General features: G+C 63.3%; 22 protein-coding genes, 1 tRNA gene and 2 pseudogenes. 15 read left to right on the top strand and 10 right to left on the bottom strand.

Annotation, left to right across the window (positions count from 1 at the left end; translation table 11 throughout):
• On the bottom strand, positions 1–2,194 hold a 2,194-nt coding region (locus tag CJ028_RS13205; RefSeq protein WP_161498984.1), incomplete at its 3' end, for an Ig-like domain-containing protein.
• A gap of 406 nt (positions 2,195–2,600) precedes the next feature.
• Here CJ028_RS13205 and CJ028_RS13200 point away from each other — a divergent pair.
• Complete coding sequence (locus tag CJ028_RS13200) at positions 2,601–3,734, top strand: methyltransferase (protein WP_105035700.1); 1,134 nt, start codon at positions 2,601–2,603, stop codon at positions 3,732–3,734.
• 224 nt (positions 3,735–3,958) lie between these two features.
• Here the strand turns inward: CJ028_RS13200 and CJ028_RS13195 are convergent, their stop codons facing one another.
• The 5 genes from CJ028_RS13195 to CJ028_RS13175 all read right to left on the bottom strand — a co-directional run bounded on the left by CJ028_RS13195 (position 3,959) and on the right by CJ028_RS13175 (position 8,348).
• Positions 3,959–5,869 carry an HNH endonuclease signature motif containing protein gene (locus CJ028_RS13195; protein ID WP_105035699.1) on the bottom strand — a complete coding sequence of 637 codons (1,911 nt, stop codon included), beginning with the start codon at positions 5,867–5,869 and terminating at the stop codon, positions 3,959–3,961.
• 293 nt (positions 5,870–6,162) lie between these two features.
• Positions 6,163–6,927 carry an SCO1664 family protein gene (locus tag CJ028_RS13190; protein ID WP_105035698.1) on the bottom strand — a complete coding sequence of 255 codons (765 nt, stop codon included), beginning with the start codon at positions 6,925–6,927 and terminating at the stop codon, positions 6,163–6,165.
• Between the two features lie 4 nt (positions 6,928–6,931).
• Positions 6,932–7,477, bottom strand: a complete 546-nt coding sequence (locus CJ028_RS13185; RefSeq protein WP_105035697.1) for a DUF3090 domain-containing protein — start codon at positions 7,475–7,477, stop codon at positions 6,932–6,934.
• Positions 7,478–7,486: 9 nt separating this feature from the next.
• A complete protein-coding gene (locus tag CJ028_RS13180) occupies positions 7,487–8,194 on the bottom strand; it encodes a histidine phosphatase family protein (RefSeq protein WP_105035696.1) in 708 nt (235 codons plus the stop codon).
• 81 nt (positions 8,195–8,275) lie between these two features.
• Positions 8,276–8,348, bottom strand: a tRNA-Glu gene (locus tag CJ028_RS13175).
• A 141-nt stretch (positions 8,349–8,489) separates the two neighbouring features.
• On the opposite strand from CJ028_RS13175, the gene CJ028_RS13170 reads away from it, so the two are divergent.
• The 4 genes from CJ028_RS13170 (at position 8,490) to CJ028_RS13155 (ending at position 12,059) form a co-directional block, all read left to right on the top strand.
• Positions 8,490–9,143 (top strand): MBL fold metallo-hydrolase, encoded by a 654-nt coding sequence (locus CJ028_RS13170; RefSeq protein WP_105035695.1) that lies wholly within the window; start codon positions 8,490–8,492, stop codon positions 9,141–9,143.
• A 208-nt stretch (positions 9,144–9,351) separates the two neighbouring features.
• Positions 9,352–10,038 carry an ABC transporter ATP-binding protein gene (locus CJ028_RS13165; protein ID WP_439099046.1) on the top strand — a complete coding sequence of 229 codons (687 nt, stop codon included), beginning with the start codon at positions 9,352–9,354 and terminating at the stop codon, positions 10,036–10,038.
• Complete coding sequence (locus tag CJ028_RS13160; protein ID WP_105035693.1) at positions 10,035–11,327, top strand: ABC transporter permease; 1,293 nt, start codon at positions 10,035–10,037, stop codon at positions 11,325–11,327. Before CJ028_RS13165 ends, CJ028_RS13160 begins: the two co-directional genes overlap by 4 nt.
• A gap of 39 nt (positions 11,328–11,366) precedes the next feature.
• Positions 11,367–12,059 (top strand): TetR family transcriptional regulator, encoded by a 693-nt coding sequence (locus CJ028_RS13155; protein ID WP_105035692.1) that lies wholly within the window; start codon positions 11,367–11,369, stop codon positions 12,057–12,059.
• 4 nt (positions 12,060–12,063) lie between these two features.
• Here the strand turns inward: CJ028_RS13155 and CJ028_RS20975 are convergent, their stop codons facing one another.
• The 3 genes from CJ028_RS20975 to CJ028_RS13140 all read right to left on the bottom strand — a co-directional run bounded on the left by CJ028_RS20975 (position 12,064) and on the right by CJ028_RS13140 (position 18,549).
• Positions 12,064–12,942 carry a response regulator gene (locus CJ028_RS20975; protein ID WP_161498983.1) on the bottom strand — a complete coding sequence of 293 codons (879 nt, stop codon included), beginning with the start codon at positions 12,940–12,942 and terminating at the stop codon, positions 12,064–12,066.
• 4 nt (positions 12,943–12,946) lie between these two features.
• Positions 12,947–15,715, bottom strand: coding sequence for a response regulator (locus tag CJ028_RS13145; RefSeq protein ID WP_105035691.1), 2,769 nt, complete (start codon positions 15,713–15,715; stop codon positions 12,947–12,949).
• Between the two features lie 272 nt (positions 15,716–15,987).
• Positions 15,988–18,549: a hypothetical protein gene (locus tag CJ028_RS13140; protein ID WP_129590489.1), complete on the bottom strand. Its 2,562-nt coding sequence runs from the start codon at positions 18,547–18,549 to the stop codon at positions 15,988–15,990.
• Between the two features lie 479 nt (positions 18,550–19,028).
• Here CJ028_RS13140 and CJ028_RS13135 point away from each other — a divergent pair, with 479 nt between their 5' ends.
• Positions 19,029–19,454, top strand: a complete 426-nt coding sequence (locus tag CJ028_RS13135; protein WP_105035689.1) for a GNAT family N-acetyltransferase — start codon at positions 19,029–19,031, stop codon at positions 19,452–19,454.
• Here CJ028_RS13135 and CJ028_RS21980 read toward each other — a convergent pair.
• Positions 19,396–19,806 (bottom strand): GNAT family N-acetyltransferase, encoded by a 411-nt coding sequence (locus CJ028_RS21980; RefSeq protein ID WP_105035688.1) that lies wholly within the window; start codon positions 19,804–19,806, stop codon positions 19,396–19,398. The genes CJ028_RS13135 and CJ028_RS21980 overlap by 59 nt on opposite strands.
• Positions 19,807–20,011: 205 nt before the next feature.
• Here CJ028_RS21980 and CJ028_RS21835 point away from each other — a divergent pair, with 205 nt between their 5' ends.
• The 9 genes and pseudogenes from CJ028_RS21835 (at position 20,012) to CJ028_RS13095 (ending at position 24,964) form a co-directional block, all read left to right on the top strand.
• Positions 20,012–20,212, top strand: coding sequence for a PhzF family phenazine biosynthesis protein (locus CJ028_RS21835; RefSeq protein WP_338064140.1), 201 nt, complete (start codon positions 20,012–20,014; stop codon positions 20,210–20,212).
• Positions 20,149–20,853, top strand: coding sequence for a PhzF family phenazine biosynthesis protein (locus CJ028_RS13125; RefSeq protein WP_338064139.1), 705 nt, complete (start codon positions 20,149–20,151; stop codon positions 20,851–20,853). The genes CJ028_RS21835 and CJ028_RS13125 overlap by 64 nt, the downstream gene beginning before the upstream one ends.
• Positions 20,850–21,470: a helix-turn-helix domain-containing protein gene (locus tag CJ028_RS13120; protein WP_240607262.1), complete on the top strand. Its 621-nt coding sequence runs from the start codon at positions 20,850–20,852 to the stop codon at positions 21,468–21,470. The genes CJ028_RS13125 and CJ028_RS13120 overlap by 4 nt, the downstream gene beginning before the upstream one ends.
• 25 nt (positions 21,471–21,495) lie before the next feature.
• Positions 21,496–22,026, top strand: a complete 531-nt coding sequence (locus tag CJ028_RS21830; protein WP_338064138.1) for an EamA family transporter — start codon at positions 21,496–21,498, stop codon at positions 22,024–22,026.
• A 6-nt stretch (positions 22,027–22,032) separates the two neighbouring features.
• Entirely contained in the window at positions 22,033–22,392 is a 360-nt protein-coding gene (locus CJ028_RS21825; RefSeq protein ID WP_338064141.1) for an EamA family transporter, read from the top strand.
• A gap of 13 nt (positions 22,393–22,405) precedes the next feature.
• Positions 22,406–22,714, top strand: a pseudogene (locus CJ028_RS13110) (FMN-binding negative transcriptional regulator); the annotation flags it as partial.
• A gap of 75 nt (positions 22,715–22,789) precedes the next feature.
• Positions 22,790–23,302: pseudogene (locus CJ028_RS13105) on the top strand (transposase); the annotation flags it as partial.
• A gap of 682 nt (positions 23,303–23,984) precedes the next feature.
• Complete coding sequence (locus tag CJ028_RS13100) at positions 23,985–24,275, top strand: transposase (RefSeq protein ID WP_105035687.1); 291 nt, start codon at positions 23,985–23,987, stop codon at positions 24,273–24,275.
• Between the two features lie 11 nt (positions 24,276–24,286).
• Entirely contained in the window at positions 24,287–24,964 is a 678-nt protein-coding gene (locus tag CJ028_RS13095; protein WP_129590488.1) for a DDE-type integrase/transposase/recombinase, read from the top strand.
• Positions 24,965–25,002 lie beyond the last annotated feature (38 nt).

Genomic DNA, 25,002 nt, shown 5'->3' with positions numbered 1-25,002 from the left:
AGGTACCACCTTCAACAACACGGGTCGCCAACGTCTGGCCTGCAACGCGCACAGCGACCGTCGTACCGACCGGAGCATCCGTCGTACCCGAAATCATCGGCGTGCCATCAGCGGTCGTCAACGACGAGCCGCCGGTAATGACCAACGACGGCACCGTCGTATCAAGCGCCAGACTCTGCGTCGCCGTACCGGTATTGCCGGCAACATCCTTGATCGAAACGGTGATGGTGTGCGCTCCCTCAACGAGGGCCGCGGCCGTCACCGACCAGGTACCACCTTCAACAACACGGGTCGCCAACGTCTGGCCTGCAACGCGCACAGCGACCGTCGTACCGACCGGAGCATCCGTCGTACCCGAAATCATCGGCGTGCCATCAGCGGTCGTCAACGACGAACCGCCGGTAATGACCAACGACGGCGCCGTCGTATCAAGCGCCAGACTCTGCGTCGCCGTACCGGTATTGCCGGCGACATCCGTGATCGAAACGATGACGGTGTGCTCTCCCTCAACGAGGGCCGCGGCCGTCACCGACCAGGTACCACCTTCAACAACACGGGTCGCCAACGTCTGGCCTGCAACGCGCACAGCGACCGTCGTACCGACCGGAGCATCCGTCGTACCCGAAATCATCGGCGTGCCATCAGCGGTCGTCAACGACGAACCGCCGGTAATGACCAACGACGGCACCGTCGTATCAAGCGCCAGACTCTGCGTTGCCGTGCCGGTATTGCCGGCGACATCCGTGATCGAAACGGTGATGGTGTGCTCGCCCTCAACGAGGGCCGCGGCTGTCACCGACCAGGTACCACCTTCAACAACACGGGTCGCCAACGTCTGGCCTGCAACGGTCACAGTGACCGTCGTACCGACCGGGGCATCCGTCGTACCCGAAATCATCGGCGTGCCATCAGCGGTCGTCAGCGTCGAACCGCCGGTAATGACGAGCGACGGCGCCGTCGTATCAAGCGTGATGGCCTGACTCCCCGTTCCGGCAACGCCGGCGGTGATGGTGACAACGACCGGATAGCTGCCATCGGCACCGAGGTCGGCCACGGGCACCGAGAATGCACCCTGTGCAACGACCGACGTGACGGTAGTGCCGTCGATCAGCACGGATACCGCGCTTCCATCGGGCGCATCGGTTGTGCCGGAGATCGTCGGTGTCGGGTCGTTAGTGAGGAGCGTGGCACCGCCGGTGAACATCACGGTCGGGACGCTCACGTCCGCGGTGGAAAACGACTTTGTGATACGAATATTGCCAACGATTGTGGCTGTGATCGACCAGGAGTAGCTGGCCGAGTCGGTTCGCGTGCCCGCCACGGTTCCGGTGACGGGATTCAGGGCGATCCCGGGCGGTAATTGCCCCGCTGTCACGGCCCAGGCCACGTCCTCAGCGCCGACCAATCTATGGTCGGACGACGCGACCGAGAGACGGTCGGAGTAGGACACTCCGTCGGTCATGGCTCCGAGGTTTTGATCGACCCAGTCCGTGGTGGCCGTGCCCGACGGGGCATCATTGATGATACGTGCCGCAGCGCTGAGGGTAATCGCTGTTCCCGTCGTGAGCAGCTGGCCGTGAAGGACGGAACCTGCCGACAGAGTACCGGCAGTGCCGCCGATCACCCGACCGCTGAAGTCTGCGGTGGCCGCAATGGTGAACGCCGCGCCGATGAACCAGTAGACGTTTCCGGCCTGCGCATCGTTGGCCAGAATCACGCGTGCACTGGCCGCAGTGTCGAAGGCGCCGTGCACCACCATGAGGAAAATGGCATCCGGGTCATTCCGTGCGTCAAGAGTGACCGTGCCGGTCAGCGTCACATTGCTGTCGGAGGTGTGGATACCCGGCAGAAGGGTCTTTCCAGCTAACTCTCCCGAAAGAATGTAGTTCCCGGTCAAGGCCAGTGCTGCGGTGTGCGCCGCTGTGAGGTCGGCCTGCGCTCGCTGGGCTGCGGCATTCCTGAGGTTGATAGCACCCACGCCCGTGAGCGTTCCGGTGTTGGTATAGACCCCGGTTGGACTGGATACCCCCAGGTCGGAGCCGAAGGTGCCCTCGACACTCCCCGCGTCGCTGATCGTGACGGCCGAGTTGCCCAGAACGACATACGAGTTCGCAAAACCAAGGTTGGGGCGCGCGGTCACGGTAGTAGCGGCAGCAACGCCGCCAACCAGCATCGACCCGATCAGGGCGGCCACCCCGACGGCACCGGTCCATCGGAGCGCAATCGTCGTCCGTCGCGGTCGGGCGGAGTGTCTGGGACGACCAACTGGCGGCCTGCCGTTCGGTGAAGTGCGGAGCGTCATGGAGCGTGCTTTCGTCAAGGTGCGCCATCCACCGTTGGAGTTTCACGGAGGGCAACGAGTCGGCGAACTACCGAATTCCCAGCCTGACGCATGTAATGGGTATTACCCCAGGATCGAAATCACCCACTAAGAGGGGAGAATGCTCGTCTACGCCCCAGCCGGGTGACTCACCACATATACAAACCTTCAGAGTCAGGCCTTGATACGTCCCAGCCGGCGGCGCAGGGTATTACGGCATTCAGCGGGCACCTCGTGGCGGCGATCTATACTTGAAGGCTATGACTATGCACCGGGTTCGATGACTTCCTCAGCCAACAACCGTGCACATGTTCACTGGGTCCAGGACGGCACTCCGGCCTCAGCAATCTGGCGTTCGGCCAACAGCGCGCCAGCCCCCACGAGCGTCGTTCCCGTTGACGACACCATCACAGCGGATGCCGCCTACCGACTGGCCTCGCAGGGCGTCGCCATGCTCTGGAATGGGGACTTTCAGAACGCCCGCCAGATTTTGACGGCCCTCGAGCACCGCACGCGGCCACGTCCCGACAAAACCGCGCGTACGACCGGCGAGTTGTTCTACCGGTATCGGCAGAATCGTTCGCACCGGGCCCGGATCCTCGGTCTGCTGCTCGTCCCCTTGCAGTCCGGCAACATCATCGGATTGCGCCGGGCTCCCGACGTGGTCGCGGCCACCGTCGACGCCTATGGGAGCATCGCGGAGGCATCCGTCGTGTCGCTGCACGAGGTGCTCGGCACGATTGGCGCGTACCAGTGGCGCACCAAGGGCATTCCCGTTGCCGCGTTGAACGCGTCGATCTATCCGCACTACGGCACATTCTTTCCAGTGCGCAGCGAATACGTCGACCTCGTGGCGAGCGCGCCCCTGGCCGAGCCTCGGGTGGCCTTTGACATCGGCACCGGCACCGGGGTTCTCGCGGCAGTGTTGGCGGCCAGGGGTGTGCCGAGGGTGGTCGCGACGGATATCGAGCCGCGAGCCGTCGCATCCGCTCGCGAAACGGTGTCGCAACTCGGGCTCGCCGAGCGCGTTGAGGTGCAACTGACCGATCTTTTTCCCGCAGGGCGCGCCGACCTCATCGTCTGCAACCCGCCGTGGATTCCGGCGACAGCGCACTCACTGCTCGACGCCGCGGTCTACGACCCCGGTTCGCGCATGCTCAAAAGCCTTCTGGCCGGTGTGCTTGACCATCTGCAGCCCGGGGGTGAGGTGTGGCTGGTGCTCTCCGATTTTGCCGAACTGGTCGGGCTGCGTTCCCGCAATGATCTACTGAAGGTCATCGATGCGGCGGGCTTGCGGGTGATCGGTGCTCTCGAGGCGCCCGCCGTGCACACTCGCGCAACCGACACGAGCGACCCGCTGCACGCGGTGCGCCAGAGCGAGGTCACCTCGCTCTGGCGACTCTGCGCTCGCTAACCAGCGCTAGTCTCCTGCGTCGGAAGTTCGTTGTAGAAGTCGTTTGAGGGATTGGACGATCTGTTCCGCGGATTTGGTGCAGTTGAATGGCTTTGGTTTTCGTCCCATTCTCTAACCCAGTTGCGGACGTCGGCTTCGAGCGCTTAAACGCTGCGGTGGGCTGAGTGCTGGAGGAGATCGGCTGTCCCAGGCCTCTTCGATTGGTCTTCTTGGCCTCGACCACACTAGAACGGGTGGGGGTCAGGGTTCCCGGCTTTGTCGGTGTCCCAGGCGGAGGTCCACGGGTTGGGCTCGGGTGGTGGTGGTGCGGCCGGTGGTGCTGCTGCTGGTGGTGGTGCTTGTTGTAGGTGGGGGCTGATTCGGGTGGCGGGGTCGGTGGCGTAGTGTTTGCCGGCGGGGCTGGTCCAGTGCAGGGTTCCATCGGGGTCAGCGACGGCCTTCCAGTCGCTGAAGTGCTTGAGGTTGTGGTGCGCCGGGGAGAGGAAGTGCAGGTTGGTGGCGGTGGTGGGGCCGCCGAATTGTTTGTCGATGGTGTGGTCGAGGTCGCTGTGGCCGGCGGAGCGGTTGCAGCCGGGGAACCGGCAGGTGCCATCGCGCAGCCGCAGGTATTTCTTCAGACTCGCCGGCACCCGGAACGGCGTGGCGCTGACGTCGAGGACGATGCCGGTGTGCGGGTGGGTGAGGATGCGCAGGAAACTCGTCGCCGTGCCGGCCAGGCGCCGGGCGGTTTCCGGGTCGATGGGCCCGTAGCCTTCGAGGTCGCCGGGTTCGTCGCTTTTTCCCAGGAGAGTCAGCACCGGGACGGTGATGTTGACGTTGGCGGTGAGTCCGGCGCCGAGGCCGCTGCCGGTGACTCCTTGGGCGAGCAAGTCGATGGCGACATCGGCGCGCAGCTGACTGAGGGTGCGGGGTTCGCCCGGGCCTTGCAGGCTGAGGGCGGCGTCGGTGACCCGGGTATAGATGCCCTGCAGATCGTCGCCAGCGGCGCGCAACCAGAGGGTGGCCATGCCGTCTTTATCGGGGAAGAACAGCACCCGGCGATCGGACAGGCACCGGCTGCGGCGCACGGTAATGCTGTCAGGGTGGAACCGTTCCCGGAGCTTGCGGGCCTTGCCGTCAAACTGCGTCGCGGTGAGGCGTTTGGCGTGCGGCAGCAACATCGCCTCGAGTTCGGCCCGGGCGGGCTGCGGCACGGAACCGAGCTGCTCGATCACCCGGCGGGCATGGCGGAGGGAAATGTCTCCGGCGCGGAGCGCGGTGAGAGTATCGGGCCGCTCGACCACCAGTTGCCGGCTCTCCCGCAGGAGCCCGGACGCGGTACCGCCCGGAATGCGCAGCGCACACGCCATCTCCGCCACGAGGCCCTGCTGCGCGGCAAAGGTGGCGTCCCAGTCATGCTCATGCTCGGGACCAGCCTGGGGGCGCCCGGTCTCGGCAGTGTTAGTGGTGTAGTCCCACGCCTCGGTGAGAACCTCAGCCTTGCTCGCCTGCGCCCACGCGATGATCCTCTCGAAGTAAAGCACCCGGTCCACGAACTGCGCCTGATGCCGCTGGAACGGACTCAAAACGTCGCCCGGACTACTGTCGGCCAGACTACTGTCGGCCGCACCACTGTCAGCCGCACTGCTGTCGGCCGCACCACTGTCAGCCGCACTGCTGTCGAACGGTAGCGGCTGGCCAGGTTCGTCGTCACTGTCATGCTCGGTGCGGAGGTACTCGGTGTAGAGGAACTCCTCGCGAAGGTCGTCATCGAACCGGTGCTCGGGCGGCACAGCGGCAAAGACCTCGGTCAGGTCCAGGCCGGCCGGCAGAGGCGGGCCCGCCGGCATCTCACGGCGGTAGGACGCGCGGCCGACAGGCTCCGGACCAACAGACTCCGAACCGACAGCATTCGCTGCGAAGGGATCCGTTACGAAGGGGTCCGGGCTGACGGGCGCAGTATCGACGTCTTCGAGGGCATCGTACGGAGCGAACTGCCCAAGGCCCTCGGCGATCTCGACCCGAAAGTCGGCCTGGCACTGCGCCCAGAACGCATCAAACTCGGCGCGCTCCTCGGGCGCGGAAGGCCAGTAACCGTGGGCGGCGAAGAACGGATCGACGAGGCCCGGCTGGTGGGTGTCGCCGCTCTGGCTCATAGAACAAGTGTACCAAGCTCGACCCTCAAAGTCGAGGGAATCTCACATGCTTTTGGATTTCTGTGCGAACCTGATTTCGCACTGACACTCACGTTTCCCAGACCGGCGAGTGTTGCGCCTCGGTCCCGAACTGGGTCATTTTCCTCGAATCTCTCAAACGACTTCTACAACGTACTTCTGTCGCGGGACACTCGTTTCCGGTTACCTCGAGCCGCTGTGCCCGCACTTCCGCCTGCTTGACGGGGGGAATCACTCGGTGCGGGATCAGCGGCGCAGCCGGGAATGACCCGCACCTAGAACAGCGGCCAGGGCACGGCGGACTGGCCACCGCGCGGGGCGGGAAACCGGGGCTCGGCCACCAAGAGATCGCACCGCGCGGCGAGCTGCGCTATCTCCGGGCCGGTGATCAACCCGGCGAGCGTCTGGCCGAGCGGGCCAGAGAGTTGGGTACGTAGTCGTTCCACGCCGGCCAACTCGTCACGGGTGAGTTTCTCGCCCAGCCATCCCCACAAGACCGTGCGCAGCTTGTCGTCGACGTGAAAGGTGAGGCCGTGATCGACGCCGTAGCGGTGACCGTTTGGCATGGCCAGAATGTGGTCACCCTTGCGATCGGCATTGTTCACGACGATGTCGAAGACCGCCATCCTCCGCAGGGCGGCAGAATCTTCGTGGATGAGGGTGACCGCGCGGTCCTCCTCGTCCCGTCCGTCGAAAACCTGGCGCCAGCCGGCATCCGGTACACCGGTGGTCAAGACGAGGTCGACTGCGGCCTGGTCCGGGTCGGAGTCCTGCCAGAGCTGCACCATGCCGACACCGCCGGGGCCATCGCGCAGCCAGGTACGCGGCACCACGTTCCAGCCCAGGGCCTCCGAGACCAGATACGCCGCAGCCTCACGGTGGGCGAGGATTGCGCCCGGAAAGTCCCAGAGCGGGCGTTCACCAGCCATCGGCTTGTAGACGACCACAACACCGTCGATGCGCCCGAGGAAGGTCGCATTCGACGCCGACCGAATGCGGCCGGTGAGCTCGAGCTCTGCGTTGTCGAGGTCTGGCTCCATCGGCTCAGCGGTCGCCGGGCAGGGCGCAGACGTGCCCGTCCGCATCGATGGGAGTGCCGCAGAGCACGCAAATGGGGCGACCGGCCCCGACGACCTCGCGGGTACGCATCGCAAAGGCCTGCGCAGAACCCACCGGAATGCGCACGACCAACATTTCCGCCGGCTCTCGGCTGGCTGCGTCGGGGTCGTCCTCGTCGTCCACCAGTGGAAACGCCTCGATCACCACCTGCGCGGTGCTCGGGTCCCAGCCCAGGGTCATCGTGCCGGTGCGAAACTGCTCATCGACCGGCTGCTCCAGCGGGTCGTTGTCGACCAGTTCGATCGGCGTACTGGCCGGCACGCTGAACGAGTTGCCCTCGTGCGTGGTCAACTGCTCGAGCATCTCGTCGATCTTCTCGGCGAGCAGCTCAGATTGCTGTTTCTCGAGGGCGATACTGACGATTTGGGCTCCGGTGCGCACCTGCAGGTAGAACGTGCGTGATCCGGGCACGCCGACGGTGCCGACGACGACGCGATCGGGCCAGTCAAATTCGTGAACGATTGTGGGCATAAGACTATTTTACGAGCGCAATGTCTGTGGCGCGTCAGGACCGGCACCGCCGCCGACCGGCGCGTCGGCCCCGCCAGCACTCGCGCGCAGCCAGGACAGGTCACCGGCGTCGGTATTGGTGGCAATGACGTTGGGGCGATGCGGCCCATAGCGCACAATCGACACCGACGCCGGACCGACGGAGATGCGCTGGAACAGGTCCAGGTGCATGCCGAGCGCGTCGGCCAGGATCGATTTGATGATGTCACCGTGACTGACCGCCACCCATACGGCGTCTGGCCCATGTTGCGTCTCATAGAGCGCGTCCTGGCGCCGAATGGCGGCAACCGACCGGGCCTGCATTCTCGCCATCGACTCGCCGCCGGGAAAAACGGCCGCTGACGGCTGTGTCTGCACGACGGACCACAGTTTTTCCAGGGCGAGCTCGGCGAGCGCTCGACCCTGCCAGTTTCCGTAATCGCATTCGGTGATGTCCGCGTCAACCGAACTGACCGGTGAACCGGCCTGGTGCGCAAGGATCAGGCTCGAGGTCTCCTGACACCGTTCCAACGGGCTGGAGACCACGCCGACCAGCGGTACCGCGGCGAGCCGCTCCCCCGTGCGGGCAGCCTGCTCTCGCCCAACCTCGTCGAGTCTGACTCCAAGGGTACGTCCGGCCAGCATTCCGGTGGCATTGGCTGTGGTGCGACCGTGCCGCACGAGAATGACTGTTGCCATGACTACGAGCCTATACAGGCTGAAGCACTCCCTTAAACAACGAGCGCCCAGCACCTTCACGAGAAGGCAACCGGGCAATTGTGACCCCAGCGGGATTCGAACCCGCGTTACCGCCGTGAGAGGGCGATGTCCTAGGCCGCTAAACGATGGGGCCGTTTTTGCAACTTACCGAGTATGCCACACAGAGGAGCGCACTTCCAAACTGAGCGTGCGCGGCGCGTCGCGACGGCTGCCGCCACCCTTCAAGAAAGCCGATGCTGTTGCGCCACGACCCGAATCGAGGTTAGCTCGAGGCATGAAACTGACCAAGCTGGAGCATGCCGCGCTCATCGTCGAACTCTCGGGCAAGAAGCTCTACATCGACCCCGGTTCGTTCACCACGGCGCTCACCGGCACGGCCGGCGCCGTCGCCGTCGTGATCACGCACGAGCACGCCGATCACTGGACTCCCGAGCAGCTCACCCGCATCATCGAGATGAATCGTGACGTCGCCATTTTCGCTCCGGCCGGCGTTGCCAGGGCCATCGCGGCGTCCGCTCTCAGCGACACCCCGATCACCATCGTCAAGGCCGGCGACGTCATCGAGATAACCCCGTTCACCCTGCGCTTCTTCGGCGCCACCCACGCGGTCATCCACGAATCGATCCCGGTCATCGAGAACGTCGGGGTACTCGTCAACGACGAGCTGTATTACGCTGGCGACGCGTTCACCATTCCCGAGGGCGTTGAGATCGGCACGCTCGCCGTGCCGGCCGCTGCGCCCTGGATGAAAATGAGTGAGGCGATGGATTTCATCGTCGCGATCAAGCCCAAGCGCAGCTTTCCCACCCATGAAATGCTGCTGTCCCGCGCCGGCAAGGAACTGTCCAACTCCCGATACGAGAGCGTTACGAAACTCGGTGGTGGGGAGTTCTTTCCGCTGGAACCCGGCGACACTCTCGATCTGTAGACCGACTCGCGCGGGAGCATCCGTTCGAAAACGGCCCATCCTCAGGTAAATTGCAGCAACTGCAAATTAGAGTGCAGTTACTGCAAATATGGCCTGAGTGGGCCACCAGAACCGAGGGAACCCGATGGACTCCGAGTGGGTAATTGATGCGCAAGGCCTGGAAAAATCCTACGGGTCGGGTGCGAGCCGTTTCGACGCTCTGAAAGGGGTGTCCGTTCAAATTGCGCCCGGCGAGACCGTGGCGATCGTCGGTAAGAGTGGGTCGGGCAAGTCGACCCTGATGCACCTGCTCGCCCTGCTCGACGAACCCGACCAGGGAACGCTTCAAGTCGCCGGGCACGACGCTAAGTCGCTTTCCAAGCGCGCGGTCAATGAGCTGCGCAACAAGGAGTTCGGCTTCGTCTTTCAGCAGTTCTTTCTCACCCCCAACGTGAGTGTGCTCGACAACGTCATTCTGCCGCTCAAGATCGCCGGTATGGGCAGCAAGGAGCGCCGCCGCCGCGGCATGGAGGTTCTCGAACAACTCGAATTGGCCGACAAGGCCGGCAACAAGGCCACAACCCTCTCGGGTGGTCAGAAGCAGCGCGTCGTGATCGGTCGCGCCCTGGTCAATGCGCCGCGCGTGATCTTCGCCGACGAACCGACCGGAAACCTCGACACCGCCACCGGAGCCGTGGTCGAAGACATTCTGTTCGAACTCAATCGCAGCCAGGGCATCACGCTCGTCATCGTCACCCACGACGAAGACCTCGCCGCCCGTTGCGACCGGCAGATCTACATTCGCGACGGACTGGTCGTGTCGCAGACCACGTCGACGCACACCGGCTCGACCCACACCGGGGCCCACGCGCAGGCTACCCCGGAAGCACTGACCACCGCCGGAGGCGCAGCATGAGAACCAAAGACCTCGTCGCCACCGCGATCTCCAACACTTTTCGCAGCAAGCTCCGCACGACCCTGACCGTTCTGGCCATCTTCGTCGGTGCCTTCACCCTCACCCTCACCAACGCGGTCGGTGCCGGCGTCAGCCAGTACGTCGACGCCCAGGTGGGCGCCCTCGGCTCCCCCGACGTGTTCATCATCACGCAGGCCAACGATGCCACCGCTGCCGGCGACGGCCCCGTGAAGTATGACGCGGGCAGTTCAGCGTCGGTCTCCAGCCAGCAGGGCCCTCCCGGCACCACGACCAAGGCGCTGACCGATACCGACCTGACCAAGATCGGCGACACCGCCGGTATTGTCTCGGTCGATCCGATTCGCGCTGTTCAGCCCGACTACATCGAGTACGGCACCGGCTCGCAGTACGAGTTCAGCATCAACGCCACCTCGGCCGTCACCACCGCCGACCTCACCGCCGGCGCGCAGCTCGATGGCAGTGCCAGCGAGGCCCAGCTCGTGCTGCCGGACACGTTCGTCACTCCGCTCGGGTTCGCCTCGGCGGACGACGCGGTGGGGGCATCCGTTTCGATCGGAATCACCGATATTCTCGGCGAGCAGCATACCGTGAACGCCACCGTCGTGGGCGTTTCGCTGGAGAGCCTGCTCGCTGCCGGCGCCGGCGCGAACGATGCGCTCATCGCCGAATTGGCCGACGCGCAGTCCGGCGGCATCGAGACGGCCGTCACGAGCTACGGCGTGGCCGTCGCCCACTTCGACACCGCGCTGTCAGCGGATTCCGTCACCGCGCTCAAAGCGGACCTCGCCACCGCGGGCTACACCGCGAGCACCATCGAAGACCAGCTGGGTGCCGTGCAGACTGTGATCAACGGCATCGTCGGCGTGCTCAACGCCTTCGCCGTGATTGCCCTGATCGCAGCAGCATTCGGCATAATCAACACCCTGCTCATGAGCGTGCAGGAGCGCACCCGTGAGATCGGCCTGATGAAAGCTATGGGCATGAGTGGCGGCAAGGTCTACACGCTATTCAGCCTCGAGGCGATCGTTATCGGGTTTCTGGGCAGCGCCATCGGTGCCGGCGTGGCCATCGGACTCGGTTCAGCGCTGAGTGCCGTGCTGTCGAAAGGCTTGTTGTCGGGACTACCCGGGTTGAACATCCTCTTGTTTGAGCCGACTTCGGTGGCCTTCGTCATTCTGCTGGTCATGTTGATTGCGTTCCTCTCCGGCACCCTGCCGGCCCAGCGCGCGGCCAGGCAGAACCCGATCGAGTCACTGCGGTACGAGTAACCCGACCATCACCGCACCCCCGATGAATCAGGACGAGGCATGACCGACACCCCGACAGCGCGCACTCACACTCGTGAGGGCAAGCATCACCAAACGAGCTTGCGGGTGGAGCGGAGCGCGGTCAGCCTCGTTCTGGAACACGGTTTCGACAACGTCACCGTGGACATGATCTGCAGCCAGAGCGGCATTTCACAGCGCACCTTCTTCAACTATTTCAAGACCAAGAAGGCCGCTATTGTCGGGGCTGAACCGCCCAGCATCGACGAGAGCCGGGCCCGGGCCTTCATCGCCGCCCCCGGCGACGACCTGCTGCCCGATGTGCTCACCCTGATGAGCGCGATCGGCCCCCGCGAAGGCATCGACGAGCAGCTGTTCACCGACCGGTTGCGCATCTTCGGGGCGCATCCCGAGCTCATGCAGGAACAGATGGAGCGGATGACGCGGGTCACCGCCGAAATCACCGAGCTGGTCTACCTGCGCCTGGGTCGCGGCGTTGCCGTGGACGCCGAGAACGACGCCGACCGGGCCTTTCGGCACGGGCAGGCCGAACTGCTCACCCACGCCATGCTCGGTGTGGTGCGCTACATGGCCCTGCAGTGGATTCCGGACTTCGAGCGACTGACCAACGCCGACGCGAAACCGGCGCAGCGCGCCCTGGCGCCGACCCTGGCCGAATCGCTCGACCGAACGCTGACGCTGCTGCGTCGCACGCTCAGCATTCCGGGATTGTGACCGGCTACAGATCCGATTCCAGCGGCAGCCAGTTCAGCAGGGCCGCCCGCAGCTTGGCCAGGTGCAGGGGACGCATGAGGTATTCGTTCATGCCGACCATGCGGGCGTGGTCGGCATCGCCGCGCACCGCGCTGGCCGTCATCGCCAGAATCGGCATGCGGGTACCCTGCGGTTCCGCCGCCCGAATGGCAGCAGCCAATTCGTAGCCGTTCATCTCCGGCATGTGCAGGTCGGTGATCACCAGGTCGTAGTCGCCGGTCGTCCACCGCGCGAACGCGAGGGCACCGTTGTCAGTCAGATCGGCCTCGTAGCCCAGCAGGTTCAGTTGCCAGAGTATGAGCTTCTGATTGGTCGGGTTGTCTTCAGCCACGAGTATGCGGGTCGCGCCGGGAGCGCGACGGGTGACCTGTGTTTGGTGTGCAGGGGGAACATCCGTTTGCGTCTCGCGCAGCGGCGAGGACGGCTGCAGAACGTCGCGAGTGCGGGAACCGGCCTCATCTGACGCCACTTCGTCCTCTGCCAGGGGCATGAGCCAGTTGATCGCGTCCTTCAGCTCGTGAAAGTGCAGCGGCTTGGTGATGTAGGCGTCAGAACCGGCCTCGCGGGCGCGATCCTGGTCACGGGACATGGCCATCGCGGTCAGTGCTATCACGGGAATATGCGCGGTGATCGGGTTCTTCTTCAACTCGGCCGTGGCGGCGAGTCCGTCCATCCCCGGCAGCTGGATGTCCATCAGAATCAGGTCGGGCACTTCGACCCGCGCGAGCAACAGGCCACTCTCGGCGTCGACGGCAGCCAGCGTGGAGTGGCCGGCCTTTCTGACGAGCAGGGTCGTCAGCTTCATGTTGATGGGATTGTCTTCGATGATCAGGATTCTGGCCATGCCGTCACCCACCCAGCGGGTCGCGCGGAGACAGTGCGCGCTTGACCTCGGCCATGAAGGCCGTTCGGTTGAAGTTCTTCGTGCCCAGCACCCGCACGGGTTGACTCGGGTCGCTGTCGACCGCCGCAAGTTCTTGCGTGGTGAGCTGTTTCCCGGTGACGACCAGCACCGGAATATGCTCGGTGCTCTCGTCGCTCTGCAACGCCAACACCACCTGATACCCGCTGAATCCCTCCATCATCAAATTGAGCAGCACGAGGTCGGGATGTAATTTCTGCGCCATCTCGATGGCATCATTCTTGGTGAACGCACGCTCAACCGCATACTCCGGTCGGGTCAGGAATCGTGCGATCACGTCGACGGTTTCGGGATCGTCGTCGGCCACCAGCACTCGTCGGGTGCGCAGGGCGTCGGGACTGAGGCCGAGCACGTTCAGAGACTGCTGCAGCGCCGCCCGGCTGATCGGCTTCTCCAGCACTGCGGCCGCACCGTGGGTCAGGGCCAGGCTCACATCGGTGTCCCCCGCAATGATCACGATGGGAACCGCGGCAAGATCAGAGAACTCGTGAAGCCGAATCAGAAAGCCCCAACCGTCCATACCCGGCAATCGAATGTCGAGCGTGATGAGGCTGAGATGCTGGTGCGGGGCGATGGCGAGCCCCTCCTCACCACTCGGGGCTACGATGACCCGAAAACCTTCGGCTTCGAGCAGCAGCCGCAGTACTTCAGCGCCCTTGGCGTCGTCTTCGATGACGAGGGCGACGTGTTTCTCCGATCGCGCCTCGTAGTCCTGGTGCGGTTGCGACTTCGCGGCAACGGCGAGGGACTCCGCGGTCGGCTGCCCGGTCGTGGTCGAGTACACCTCCACGTTGGGCGACGCCGTCCCCGCGTTCGCTGCAGCTACCGGTTGAAACGGATGCGGTTTCGGCCGGTATTTCGACGGCGCCGGGACACCGTCCGAGGTGGCTGCATCTTGATGGGGAGCCGACTTTTTCGAGCCCGGCGCCGACCAGGCCGGCGCATTCTGGTCGCTGGTTCCCAGTGGCAGCCACACCGCGAAGCTCGCACCCTCACCCTCGGCGCTGGCCACGGCCACCGTACCGCCCTGGATTCCAACCATTTGCTTGACCGTGGCCAGGCCCAGGCCGGTGCCCTCGAATCGTCTGGCCAGGGTGCTGTCAATCTGGCTGAACGCCAGAAAGAGTTTCGACATGTTCTCGGAGGAGATGCCCATTCCCGTGTCGACGACGCGAATCTCCAGAAAGTCCGTGACGCTGCTCTTCGGCAGCGGAAAATCATGAACGGGCCAGGAGCCGGCGATTTTTCCGACGAAGCTGCGCGGTACGCGTTTAGCGATGAGAGTGACTCGACCCTGGTTTGGGGTGAATTTCACCGCGTTCGAGAGCAGGTTGTAAACGATCTGTTTGGTCTTGCGCACGTCGAGTTGCGGATCGCCGAGATCGTCTGCACCCTCAAAACGAAGCTGGACGCCGTGCGCTGCAGCACCATCGCGAACGATCAGCAGGCTCTGTTCCAGCAAAGAACGAATATCAACGGCTTCCAACTCGATGTCCATCATTCCCGCCTCCACTTTGGACAGGTCGAGGATGTCGTTGATCAGGTCGAGCAGGTGATGACCGCTGGTGTAAATATCGCCGATGTACTCACGTTGGGACTCGCTCATCTCACCCATGAGACCGTCTTTCAGCGCCTCGGAGAAGCCGATGATGGCGTTCAGGGGGGTGCGCAGTTCGTGCGACATGGTGGCCAGAAACTCGGTTTTCATCCGGCTGGCGTGTTCCAGCTCAATGTTGCTTTCTTTGAGCGCCTGCTCGAACCGCTTGCGTTCGGTGACATCGCGAGCGGAGGCGAAAACGCCCTGCACGACCCGATCTCGATCGTAGAACGTTGCCGCGTTGTAAGATACGTCGGTTTCATCACCGTTGAGCGCTCGCACCGTGAGCTCATAATCGTTGACCCTGTTCTCGGCGAGCGCCCGCCGAATTGCGGTGTCGGCTCGAGCCGGGTCGGTGAAGAAATTGCGGCAGGGAGCGCCGATGAGTTCGTCCCTGGTGCGCCCAGTCAGCTCAATCATCTGCTGATTCACGTCGGAAATGATACCCATGGTGTCGGTCGTCATGAGCGCATCGATATTCGATTCGATCAGAGAACGCGTGTAGAACTGCTGGTCGCGAAGCCGCTGATCGAGAACCGACTGGGCAATCTCCACCTGTTTGCGCGAGGTGTTGTCTGTGCCGATTAGCAGGTAGCCGATAATGGCCGCATTGACATCTCGCAGGGCGGTCACTGAGACGATCGCCGGAAACCGGCTGCCGTCTTTGCGCACCTTAGTCAGCTCATAAATGTCTTCAATGCCGCGACTCGCCTTGAAGACTAGAGCTTCGAAACCGGGCTTGATTGTGGTGCCGAACTCCAGGCTGAGCTGGGCTGCTCGCAGAATGATCTCTTCTGGGTCGTGCATTTCTGCCGGCGTGACCTTGTTCACGACCTCGTCGGCGGTGTACCCGAGCATGCGCTGGGCACCCACGTTGAAGATCTGAATGACGCCCTGGGCATCCGTGGCAATGCTGGAGAAGTTGGCACTGTTGAAGATGGCGTCTTGCAGACTCACGGTCTGCTGGAGCAGGTTCTTCTCCAGCACGGCAGCTTGGGCGACCGAGCTCTCGCCGCCCGGAAGACTCGTATCAACGATAACGGTGCCATCAGACGGAGCTGGCGGCCGAGAGTGATTCTTGCGGCTGTGGGGTGTCATGATCAATCACGCCTTCCGTCATCCATCGATGCGCAGTGAGCGCTTTTGTTCAGTGAAACGCTTCACGGAAAGGCTGAAGAGGCACGCGGTCGGCAACTTCGCCTCGCTTGATTGCCACGAGTCGACCGGGGGAATTCCCCCACTTAAATCTATATCATGAAACACCCTCAGTTCATCCCTGATTGGGTAGTCGAAAATGACCACCCCTGGCACAAAAAAAGTTCGGGTTCGGCGTAAAGCCGAACCCGAACCTCGCGTGCTCTGGTGATCGGTTAGTAGACCTCGGTCACCACGACCTCGCCGTCGACAACGTTGACCTCAGCGGTGATCGTGAGGTAGTTCTCCTCGGTCTCGTGGCGGATCTCGGAGGAAAATCCGTAGTTGACGTCGTACGCCATGGTCACGACACCGTAGGTGTCGGTGCTGACCGTCAACCCACCCTCCTCGTACGACAGATCCACCGTGAGGTCGGGCTCCGTCACGAGGGTGTAGACCACGTTGGAGTAGTAAGAAGAGATGTACCCCATGTACGGGCAGTCGTCAGACGCGGCATCGCCCGCGGCGAGGCAGGTCGTGATGAGCGTGTTGACGGCGTCCAGAGCGGCGGCTTCGTACTCGGCGGTTGGGGTCGCCGTGAACACGTCGTCACTCGATTCGAACTCACCGGAGCCGCCGAGCAACCCGCTCACGACATAGGTTACCGATGATTCTTCGAAGTAGTCGGTGGCGGGAATGGCCACTTCGTAGGTGCCAGGGAAGGCCGGCAGGTTCAGCCCGCCGTCCTTTGTCGTCCCGACCGACGCGCCGTTCGCCTCGAGGTCTACATCGTCCATTCTGGACGGCAGGTAGACATCAATCTGGCCTGGCTCGGCGTTCAGAATGGACCAGTGATCGGCGATCAGCCAGTCAGTGCTCGTTCGGGTGAGTTTCAGCACGGCAGAATCGGCGACTCCGCCCTGTTTGAAGTGCACCTCGATCTGGGCGACATCTCCGACAATGCTGACATCCGAAATGGCGGCGTCTTCGATGCGATCGGTCGCCAGCCCAAAGATGTCGTTGGAGAGCAGGCCGTCACCGGCATCCGCTGAAGACCCCAGCAGTTTCAGAGCCGTCGTGGCGTTGCCCTTTTCCAACGAATCCAGATAGGCGGTCGCGACATTCTGCGGGCCAAACACCGAGGAACGCACGATGCCGCCGGCCACGCTGCCCGCAATGACGAGCAGCACAGCTGCACCGACGATGATGGCGCCGACCTTGACCCGCTTGGCAGTGGCCGGAGACATGGTGCTGGTGGCAAACGGGAGCGGTGCGGCACCCGGCTGGCCGGCCGTGGCGGGATAAGCGCTGGCGGCAGATGCGCTGGCGGGATCGATCGTGTTCGGCATCCCCGCAGCGGCAAAAGGCGTGCCGGCTGCAGCGGGCACGAGCGGTACCGTCGGCACAACGGGCAGCAGGCGTTCCTGACCGGAGAGCTTAACGAGGGCGCCAATCACCCCTGGCGTCGCATAGGCCAGGACAACCGGTGCGACGAAGCGCGTGAGGGCCTCGACAGCGGCGCCCCAGATGGCGAAAATCAGAAAGGTCCACGCTGCGGGACCGAACGTTCCCGATGCCGAAGCATTCTCGGGTGCGGTCATCGACGCCGTGACCAGGGCGCTGCCGAGCAGCTGCAGAATCAAGCCGCAGACCAGGTATGTGGCGATGGTCGCCAGCCACGACAACGGCGCCGGCCGCACTCGGTTGCGACGAACGGCGAGCAACAGCGAAGCGACAACCGCCAAAATCACAGCGAGCAGCACGATGAGCCAGACGTAGCCGGTGATTCCGTCGGTGAACACGGAAAGGTTCTGCTGAGTCTGCTCGTCGGATGCGCCGCCCAGGCTCGCCAGCACGCGGTCCAGATCACTCAGATCGGCGGAGAAAACGCCCAACATGCCGATCACGACAGCATTAATGGCGATGGTCAGCAGGAACACCGGAAGCACTCCGATGAATTCGTCGGCCTCGGAGAGCGGAGTCAGAATAGCCAGCACGACTGCCAACACGGCGATGAACCCGCCGAGGTGCAGGGACGCAATGCGCACGGTGCCCCACGGCAACCAGGTTGCGCGGGCGACCAGGCGCGACCATCCGTCTGTGGCCTGCAGCCGGGCCACGTAGGAAACGGCGAATCCGATGACGAGCGCGCCGAGGAAGGAACCGACGGATGCCGCGGAGGTGGAGCCGATAGGAATGTCCAGCTGCAGGTCGGGGAACTTCACCGGCAGCACGGCCGCCAGAACGGTTACACCGATGGCGAGCGTGAGCCCGGATACGGCCGACAGAATGAGCGCCGAGGAGGCGTGCCACACCCCGCGCCCGACGAATCGGCTGGACACATAGCTACCGGCCAGCAAAGCGGCGAGCACCAGCAGCGGAAGTACCCCGACAGCGACGCTGCCGGCGAAGGAGACGAAGAACTCAACGTCTGCCGACGCGCCAAGCTGGCCAAAGGTCGACAGCGCGACCAACTGCACCGAGCCGGATACGAGCCAGCCGGCCGAGAACATCTCCCAACTCGTGAGAAGTCCGGTCAGGGCAACCGTCAGGAGTGCGACAACGAACGCCGCTCCGTAGCCGATTCCAGCGGATGCGATGGCTCCCCGCCACGCGCGCGGCGCGATCGTGGAGAACGCGTTCGGTGCGATCGGCCCCTGGGGCTGCCCGCCGGGTGCGGCGTAGGGGTTGGTCTGTGTCGGAGTTGCCTGGTCCGGCACTGCCTGAGCAGGAGCTGCCTGAGTAGAAGAGGTCTGGTCCGGCGCGGTCTGGTCCGGCGCGGGCGGAGTCGGCGGCATCGATCCAGGCTGGAACGGATTCGGTGGCGTGGACGGCGGCGTGTTTTCAAGCGACATAAATGTCGTGATCTCCCCAAGATTGATGTGTGCATGCGGGCACAGGGTGAACATCACCTGTGCATTCCATGAGAAACCCATGGCAGTATTAGCCTATTGCACACAAAAGACGGTCCCGACCGGTGCATTCGAATCTCGAGCAGCGAACTCGCCAGCAGATTCAGCGCAGATTACTCTCCGCCGATCCGTGCCGCACCGTTCGCTCAGCGAGTCGTGGAGCGGGTGAAGTTCGCTGCAATCTGAAGCACGGCCCGCTCCGCCACGGAGTCAATCCCACCCCAGACGCATCCCGGATTCGGCGCGGATAGGCCGCACGCAGGACCGGATACGCGGTCGACACCGCGAAGGCATCCGTTAAATGGTGGTTTGGAGCGAAAACGCCGCCCGACCGAAGTACCGTCGACGTGTGAAAGCATGTCTAGATGTCCGCCTTTGTGCTTTCCGTCTCGAAGCAAGTCAGCGTAACCGACCTCGTGCGTCTCTACGCACAGGTCGGGTGGTCAGCGTACGCGAGCGACCCGGATTCCCTCGCCCGCGCAGTGCATCAGTCGTCCCACGTGGTTACGGCCCGCGACGTAGCTGGTGAGCTGGTCGGGCTTGCCCGAGCCATATCCGACGACATCTCCATCTGTTATCTGCAGGATATCCTCGTGGACCCTGGCCATCACCGAGAAGGTATCGGCAAGGCGTTGGTGGATAACATCCTGGAACGTTACGTTCACGTCCGCCAAAAGGTTCTCCTCACCGATGACGAATCCGGGCAACGTGCGTTCTACGAATCCAGTGGCTTCATCGAGGCACACGACTTTGATTCGCCCCTTCGCGCTTTCGTTCAAATCGGCAGCTGATCGCCACCCAGTCGTCCTCCCTGGTCTCCCGCCCATGGCGCCGAGACGGAGTGTTTCCTTGAAGGCAAACCCGACACGGCGCACGACACGAGCGGATGCGACATTGCCCGCGTAGGCATGCCACAGCGTTGGCGGCTTCGGTGAGGATGCCGCGGCCACGAAACTGGGGTGCCATCCAATAGCCGATCGTGGCTCGCTCGAACCCGATGTTATCGAGGCTGATGGCACCTGCGAACTCATCGGCGATCCGGATCGCCCACGTGCAGCTCTTTTCGGTTGCCCACCTGGTGCCGCAGTAAGTCGTGACGTAATCCTCAGCATCCGTTCGCGTGTAGGGAACGGGAATGGGCACGCGGCGCTGTCAAAAATAGACAATGAACGCTGTTCGCAAACCGGACTCTCGCTGCTCGCAGCGGATGCCGCCCGCCCCGCCGCACAGAAAGGTAGGGGGAATCACGGCTCGGAAATTTGCCGCACTGTTTCTGGGAGTGACCGGATGATTGGTTCAAGGAAAGTGCAACATAGTTCACTATCCGTGCATTTGATATCGTTTTAGGATGAACCGGAAATTTTACCAGGTCGACGTGTTTGGTGACGGTGTCTGCAGCGGGAATCCAGTTGCCGTCGTGCTCGACGCTGAGGGCCTTGACGACGACATTTTACGAGACTTTTCGGTGTGGTCCAATCTCTCTGAGTGCACGTTTGTTCTGCCTGCCACGGTGGTGGGGCAGACTATCGAGTCCGAATCTTTAGTCTGAGCACTGAGCTACCGTTCGCCGGCCATCCGACTCTGGGCACGGCTCGGGCCTGGCTGCACGCGGGTGGCGTGCCGGCGATTTCGGGCGTCGTGGTTCAGGAATGCGGTGCAGGACTCGTGTCCATTCGCATCGACGAGGACCGTCTTGCATTCGCCGCGCCGCCACTTCTGCGCGCGGGTGCGGTTGACCCCGAGATGGTCGCTGCACTGGTCGACATTCTCGGTATCGAGTCAGAGCACGTGGTCGATGTTGCGTGGCTGGACAACGGCCCGGGATGGGTGGGTCTGCTGCTCGACAGCGCCCGGACCGTTCTTGACCTTCGCCCAGATGCCTCAGCGCATGCAGGCCGATGGGACATCGGAGTGATCGGTGCTCACGACTCCGGTTCTGAGACGGCGTTCGAACTGAGGGCGTTTTTCACAGACGGAAACACACCCTTACGCGAAGATCCCGTCACGGGAAGCCTGAACGCCTCAGCCGCCCAATGGCTCATCTCAACCGGTCGCACCCGCGCCCCGTACCGAGCATCCCAGGGCACAGCCATGGGGCGGCGCGGACGCATCTACATCTCCAGCGAGGACGACCAGCTGTGGGTAGGCGGTCGGGCCGACGTCATCCTGTCCGGGACTGCTGCACTGTGAGAGCGGAAAGCGCTCCCCTGCAAGTGGATGCTGTGACGCTCGCCTCGACGATCGGCGCGCGCATCCGTCGGGAGCGGCTGGCGAGAGAGTGGACACTTGACCACCTCGCCGAGGCTGCCGGCATCAGCCGCCGTCAAGTGGTCAACCTCGAGCATGGTCAGGCTAACCCGAGCATCGGAACTCTGTTGAGCCTCAGCGATGCGCTCGGCATCACGCTGTCGGCGCTGGTCGAGCCACCCTCGTCGCGGCTGGTGAAAGTCATTCGCGCCGGCGAGGGCGCTCAGTTGTGGACCGGAGAAAACGGGGGCCACGGCGTACTGCTGGTGAGCACACCGCCGCCCGACGTCGTGGAACTGTGGGACTGGCAGCTGAACCCTGGCGAGCGTCACGCCAGCAAACCTCACCATCAGGGCGCCAGAGAACTGCTCCGTGTTCACCTCGGTGTCGTGACGCTTCAGGTCGGCGACGACCCCCACGAGCTCGCCGCGGGCGACGCGATTATGTTCCCCGGTGACGTGGCTTACTCCTATGGCAACGAGGGTGGCGAGCCGGCGCACTTCTTTTTGACCGTCTATGAACCGACCGGCTCTCGCGCCCCGGCTACGATTCGCGCATGATCCGTCCGATCAGCGCCACCGGCCTATGAGCGCGTTGGCACCGGCGGCTCTGCCCGTTCCATCGTGGGTGCTGGCCGTGACGGCGATGGTTTCCGTGCAGCTGGGCTCGGCATTGTCAGTCGGACTGATCGACAGCGTCGGGCCCGCCGGGACGGCGTGGCTCCGACTCAGTGTGGGCGCAATCGTATTCCTGATTCTCGCCCGCCCGCCGCTTCGGTCCATCCGGCTCCCGGATATGCCCGTGCTGTTGGGCCTGGGGATAGCCACCGGTGTGATGACCATGTCCTTTCTCATCGCGATCGAGCGCATCCCGCTCGGTACCGCGGTCGCCATCGAGTTCCTCGGGCCGCTCACCGTCGCCGCTGCACGCAGCCGCAATGCGAGAGCCGTGGTCTGGCCCGCCCTGGCGCTTCTCGGAGTCGTGCTCCTCACCGAGCCGTGGCACGGCGCTGTTGACATTGTCGGGATCGGTTTCGCCTCGCTCGGTGCTGTTTGCTGGGGCGGCTACATCCTGCTCACCCAGCGCGCCGGCGATCGCTTCACCGGCATCCAGTAGCTCTCAATCACCATCCCCATTGCCGCCGTAACCGCTGCGATCGTCGGAATTCCGCAAGCCGTTGGCCACCTCAGCCTCGGCATCATCGCCGCGGCCGCAGGACTTGCCCTGCTGCTGCCGGTTCTGCCGTTCGCACTGGAGATGCTCGCGCTGCGCCGCCTGTCAGCATCCGCTTTCGGCACGCTGATGGCGATCGAGCCGGTCCACGGCCTATTGTTCGGCCTGCTCGTTCTCGGCCAAATGCCGTCACTAGTGCAAATCATCGGCATCGTACTCGTCGTCCTCGCCGGCACCGCTTCCCAACGCGGCGGAGACCGCAAGCACCCCATTCGTCACGACCCGGTCACCGAGACCGGGCTGGCCTGAGAAGGAGAACGCTGTGTATATTCCTCGACATAACCTCATCGAGAACGAGGCTGTACTTCGAACCATGGTTGCCAGCGTCCGCACCGCGTGGTTCGTCACCGTCAGCACGAATGGGATCCCGCAGGCGACGTTCCTGCCGATCATCTGGCACAAGAACACTGTCGTCATGCACATGGCGCGCGCGAATCGGCAGTGGCGGGCGTTGGTGCCCGGCAGCCCCGCGCTGATCATTGTGACCGGCCCCGACGCCTACATCTCCCCCAGCTGGTACGAGCAGAAAAGCATCGACAGGCGCGTCGTGCCGACGTGGGACTACACGGCCGTGCACCTCACCGACATCCTGATCAGCCCAAAGGCCGGCGCCAAACCGATCCCGCTGGCCGCGATCTCGTTGGGTCCGGGCGCGTACTTGTGCTCAATTTCAACGATGTACCGGGTGTTGAACGAAAACCAGCAGGTCAAGGACCGCCGCCGTTTGGCACGCGACACGGCGCGGGCGATCCCCGAATTGATCGCCACGGGCCCGGGCCAGGCTCCAACTGGGACATTACGAAGCTCGCCGGTCCGGTCAAGGGGAAGTACTTCGATGCTTCCGTGATGATCGATATTTACTCCCGGTACATCGTCGGCGCGTATGTTCACGCGTCGAAATCGGGCGAGTTGGCGGTGGAGATGATGAAGGAAATCTTCGGTATTCACGGCGTCCCGCAGGTCGTTCACGCTGACCGCGGCACGTCAATGATGTCCAAAACCGTCGCGGCATTACTGTCTGATCTGGAGGTCACCAAGTCGCATTCGAGGTCTCGGGTGAGTAACGATAATCTCTATCGCGAGGCGTGGTTCACGACCCTGAAAATTCTCCCCGACGTTCCCCGAACGCTTCGGCTCCCTCGCCGACGCGAAGACGTTCACCGACCTTGAAGCGCTCCGCATGCTCACCAAAGCCGATATGGATACCGGTCACACTTCGAACGTGAAAGTGGGAGACCCGCACGTTGTGAGAAGATCGCTGCATGGTTATCTCCTGGTCCGACGCAGTCGAAGACGCAGACAACGATGCAGACGCGGCGCGCTATCATCGAGCCCTCGCTCAAGTCGTAGATCTCGATCCACTCGTGCAGTCGTTCCTACAAGCTGTGAAGTACTCCGGGAAATGGCCGACTACGACCACGGGCGAGTACGACAGTACCCCCATGCCCACAGCGATACGTACCCGTTACGGTCATGGCGAGCGACACATCAGTGTCTATATCGATGGCACGTGGGTCGTGGACGCCGGCAGTAGTCAATACACCGGCTACCTCGTTAACGTTCGTCCTGGTTGTACGCCCAATTTCCGGCACGGATCCGACGCCGCAACCACCATGGCAGCATCAGACTTCCACGCTCGAATGGACGATATGGAAAGCACAAAGGACTGGATACCAAGAGAACTCGTCGGATACCTGCGCTCACACAACATTCCAGTGCCGCCCAACTGACGTAGGGCACTTCCGAGCAACTCCTACGAAGACTTCGTCAAGGGCTACCTGCCCGGTGGCCACCGTGCGCCCGTATGGTGAATTGAGACAGAGGTAAGGGGAATCTGTTTCATGACTAATCGTCGAAAGTTCAATGCTGAGTTCCGGGCTGAGGCCGTGGAGCTGGTGATTTCATCGGGCCGCCCGGTCGCTCAAGTCGCCCCGGAAATCGGTGTCGTTGATGGGACGCTGGGCAACTGGGTGCGCCTCTGGAAAGAGGAACACCCCGAAGCTGGTGCTGCCGAACCGGGCCCGGTCGAATGGGCCAAATACCAGGCCCTGCAGGCGGAGAACGCTGAACTGAAAAGGGAGATCGAGTTCCTGGGAAAAGTCAGCGCCTTCTTCGCCGCGAAACAACGATAAACGACTACTTCGTGTTTATCTTGGCGGAGAAGGCTTCCTTCCCCATCGACTGGATGTGCCGCAAGCTGAAGGTCTCACGGGCCTCGTTCTACCGCTCGCTGCGGCCGGTCGTTCCGACTCCGACACAGATGCGTCACACCGTGCTGGACGCGCACGTGGTGCGGATCTACGAGCGTGAGAAGGGCATGGCTGGCCGGGACCAGATCACCACCATCCTCAGTCAGGAAGGCGTCAGCATCGCCAGCGGCACGGTCGGGACGATCCTCAGCGGCCGTGGCCTGCGGGCCGTGCGCATGCGGGCCTGGAAGAAGACCACCACCGTCGATCCGGATGCCAGAACTGAGCACATCCGCAATCACATGCTCGACGGGGACGGGAAGAGAGAGTTCCTCTCGACCGTCCCGGGAACCCGGTTCTGCGGCGACATCACCTACCTGCGCACCGGCTCGGGATGGCTGTATTTGGCGACCGTCATCGACCTCTGCACCCGCATGGTGGTGGGCTGGTCCATGGCCAGCCACATGCGCACCAGCCTGATCATCGACGCGCTGGAAATGGCACGCGACCACGGCCACCTCGACCCCAACGGCACCATATTTCACAGCGATTATGCCGAGGATGACGTTAAGCCGAGGAACCGTGTCGATGCTGGTTGTTTGCGGGGAACGGCGTTTGTTTTGTCGGCTTAGCGTCGCCGTCGATCAGCGGAGTGTGTAGAGCATTTGCA

The sequence above is a fragment of the Cryobacterium aureum genome (genome assembly GCF_002954245.1).
GTDB classification, from domain to species: Bacteria; Actinomycetota; Actinomycetes; order Actinomycetales; family Microbacteriaceae; genus Cryobacterium; species Cryobacterium aureum.
Note: the sequence above shows the minus strand (reverse complement) of the source record. Positions and strands in the feature narration are given on the sequence as shown.

What these genes read in the sequence shown, in the direction of transcription:
- CJ028_RS13190 (WP_105035698.1), bottom strand. Translation starts at nt 6,927, where the DNA reads ATGGAGCCAGACCTCGACAACGCAGAGCTCGAGCTCACCGGCCGCATT.
- CJ028_RS13145 (WP_105035691.1), bottom strand. Translation starts at nt 15,715, where the DNA reads ATGACACCCCACAGCCGCAAGAATCACTCTCGGCCGCCAGCTCCGTCT.
- CJ028_RS13160 (WP_105035693.1), top strand. Translation starts at nt 10,035, where the DNA reads ATGAGAACCAAAGACCTCGTCGCCACCGCGATCTCCAACACTTTTCGC.
- CJ028_RS13170 (WP_105035695.1), top strand. Translation starts at nt 8,490, where the DNA reads ATGAAACTGACCAAGCTGGAGCATGCCGCGCTCATCGTCGAACTCTCG.
- CJ028_RS13140 (WP_129590489.1), bottom strand. Translation starts at nt 18,549, where the DNA reads ATGCCGCCGACTCCGCCCGCGCCGGACCAGACCGCGCCGGACCAGACC.
- CJ028_RS21835 (WP_338064140.1), top strand. Translation starts at nt 20,012, where the DNA reads ATGAACCGGAAATTTTACCAGGTCGACGTGTTTGGTGACGGTGTCTGC.
- CJ028_RS13100 (WP_105035687.1), top strand. Translation starts at nt 23,985, where the DNA reads ATGACTAATCGTCGAAAGTTCAATGCTGAGTTCCGGGCTGAGGCCGTG.
- CJ028_RS13135 (WP_105035689.1), top strand. Translation starts at nt 19,029, where the DNA reads ATGTCCGCCTTTGTGCTTTCCGTCTCGAAGCAAGTCAGCGTAACCGAC.
- CJ028_RS21830 (WP_338064138.1), top strand. Translation starts at nt 21,496, where the DNA reads ATGAGCGCGTTGGCACCGGCGGCTCTGCCCGTTCCATCGTGGGTGCTG.
- CJ028_RS20975 (WP_161498983.1), bottom strand. Translation starts at nt 12,942, where the DNA reads ATGGCCAGAATCCTGATCATCGAAGACAATCCCATCAACATGAAGCTG.
- CJ028_RS13195 (WP_105035699.1), bottom strand. Translation starts at nt 5,869, where the DNA reads ATGAGCCAGAGCGGCGACACCCACCAGCCGGGCCTCGTCGATCCGTTC.
- CJ028_RS13180 (WP_105035696.1), bottom strand. Translation starts at nt 8,194, where the DNA reads ATGGCAACAGTCATTCTCGTGCGGCACGGTCGCACCACAGCCAATGCC.
- CJ028_RS13155 (WP_105035692.1), top strand. Translation starts at nt 11,367, where the DNA reads ATGACCGACACCCCGACAGCGCGCACTCACACTCGTGAGGGCAAGCAT.
- CJ028_RS13200 (WP_105035700.1), top strand. Translation starts at nt 2,601, where the DNA reads ATGACTTCCTCAGCCAACAACCGTGCACATGTTCACTGGGTCCAGGAC.
- CJ028_RS13185 (WP_105035697.1), bottom strand. Translation starts at nt 7,477, where the DNA reads ATGCCCACAATCGTTCACGAATTTGACTGGCCCGATCGCGTCGTCGTC.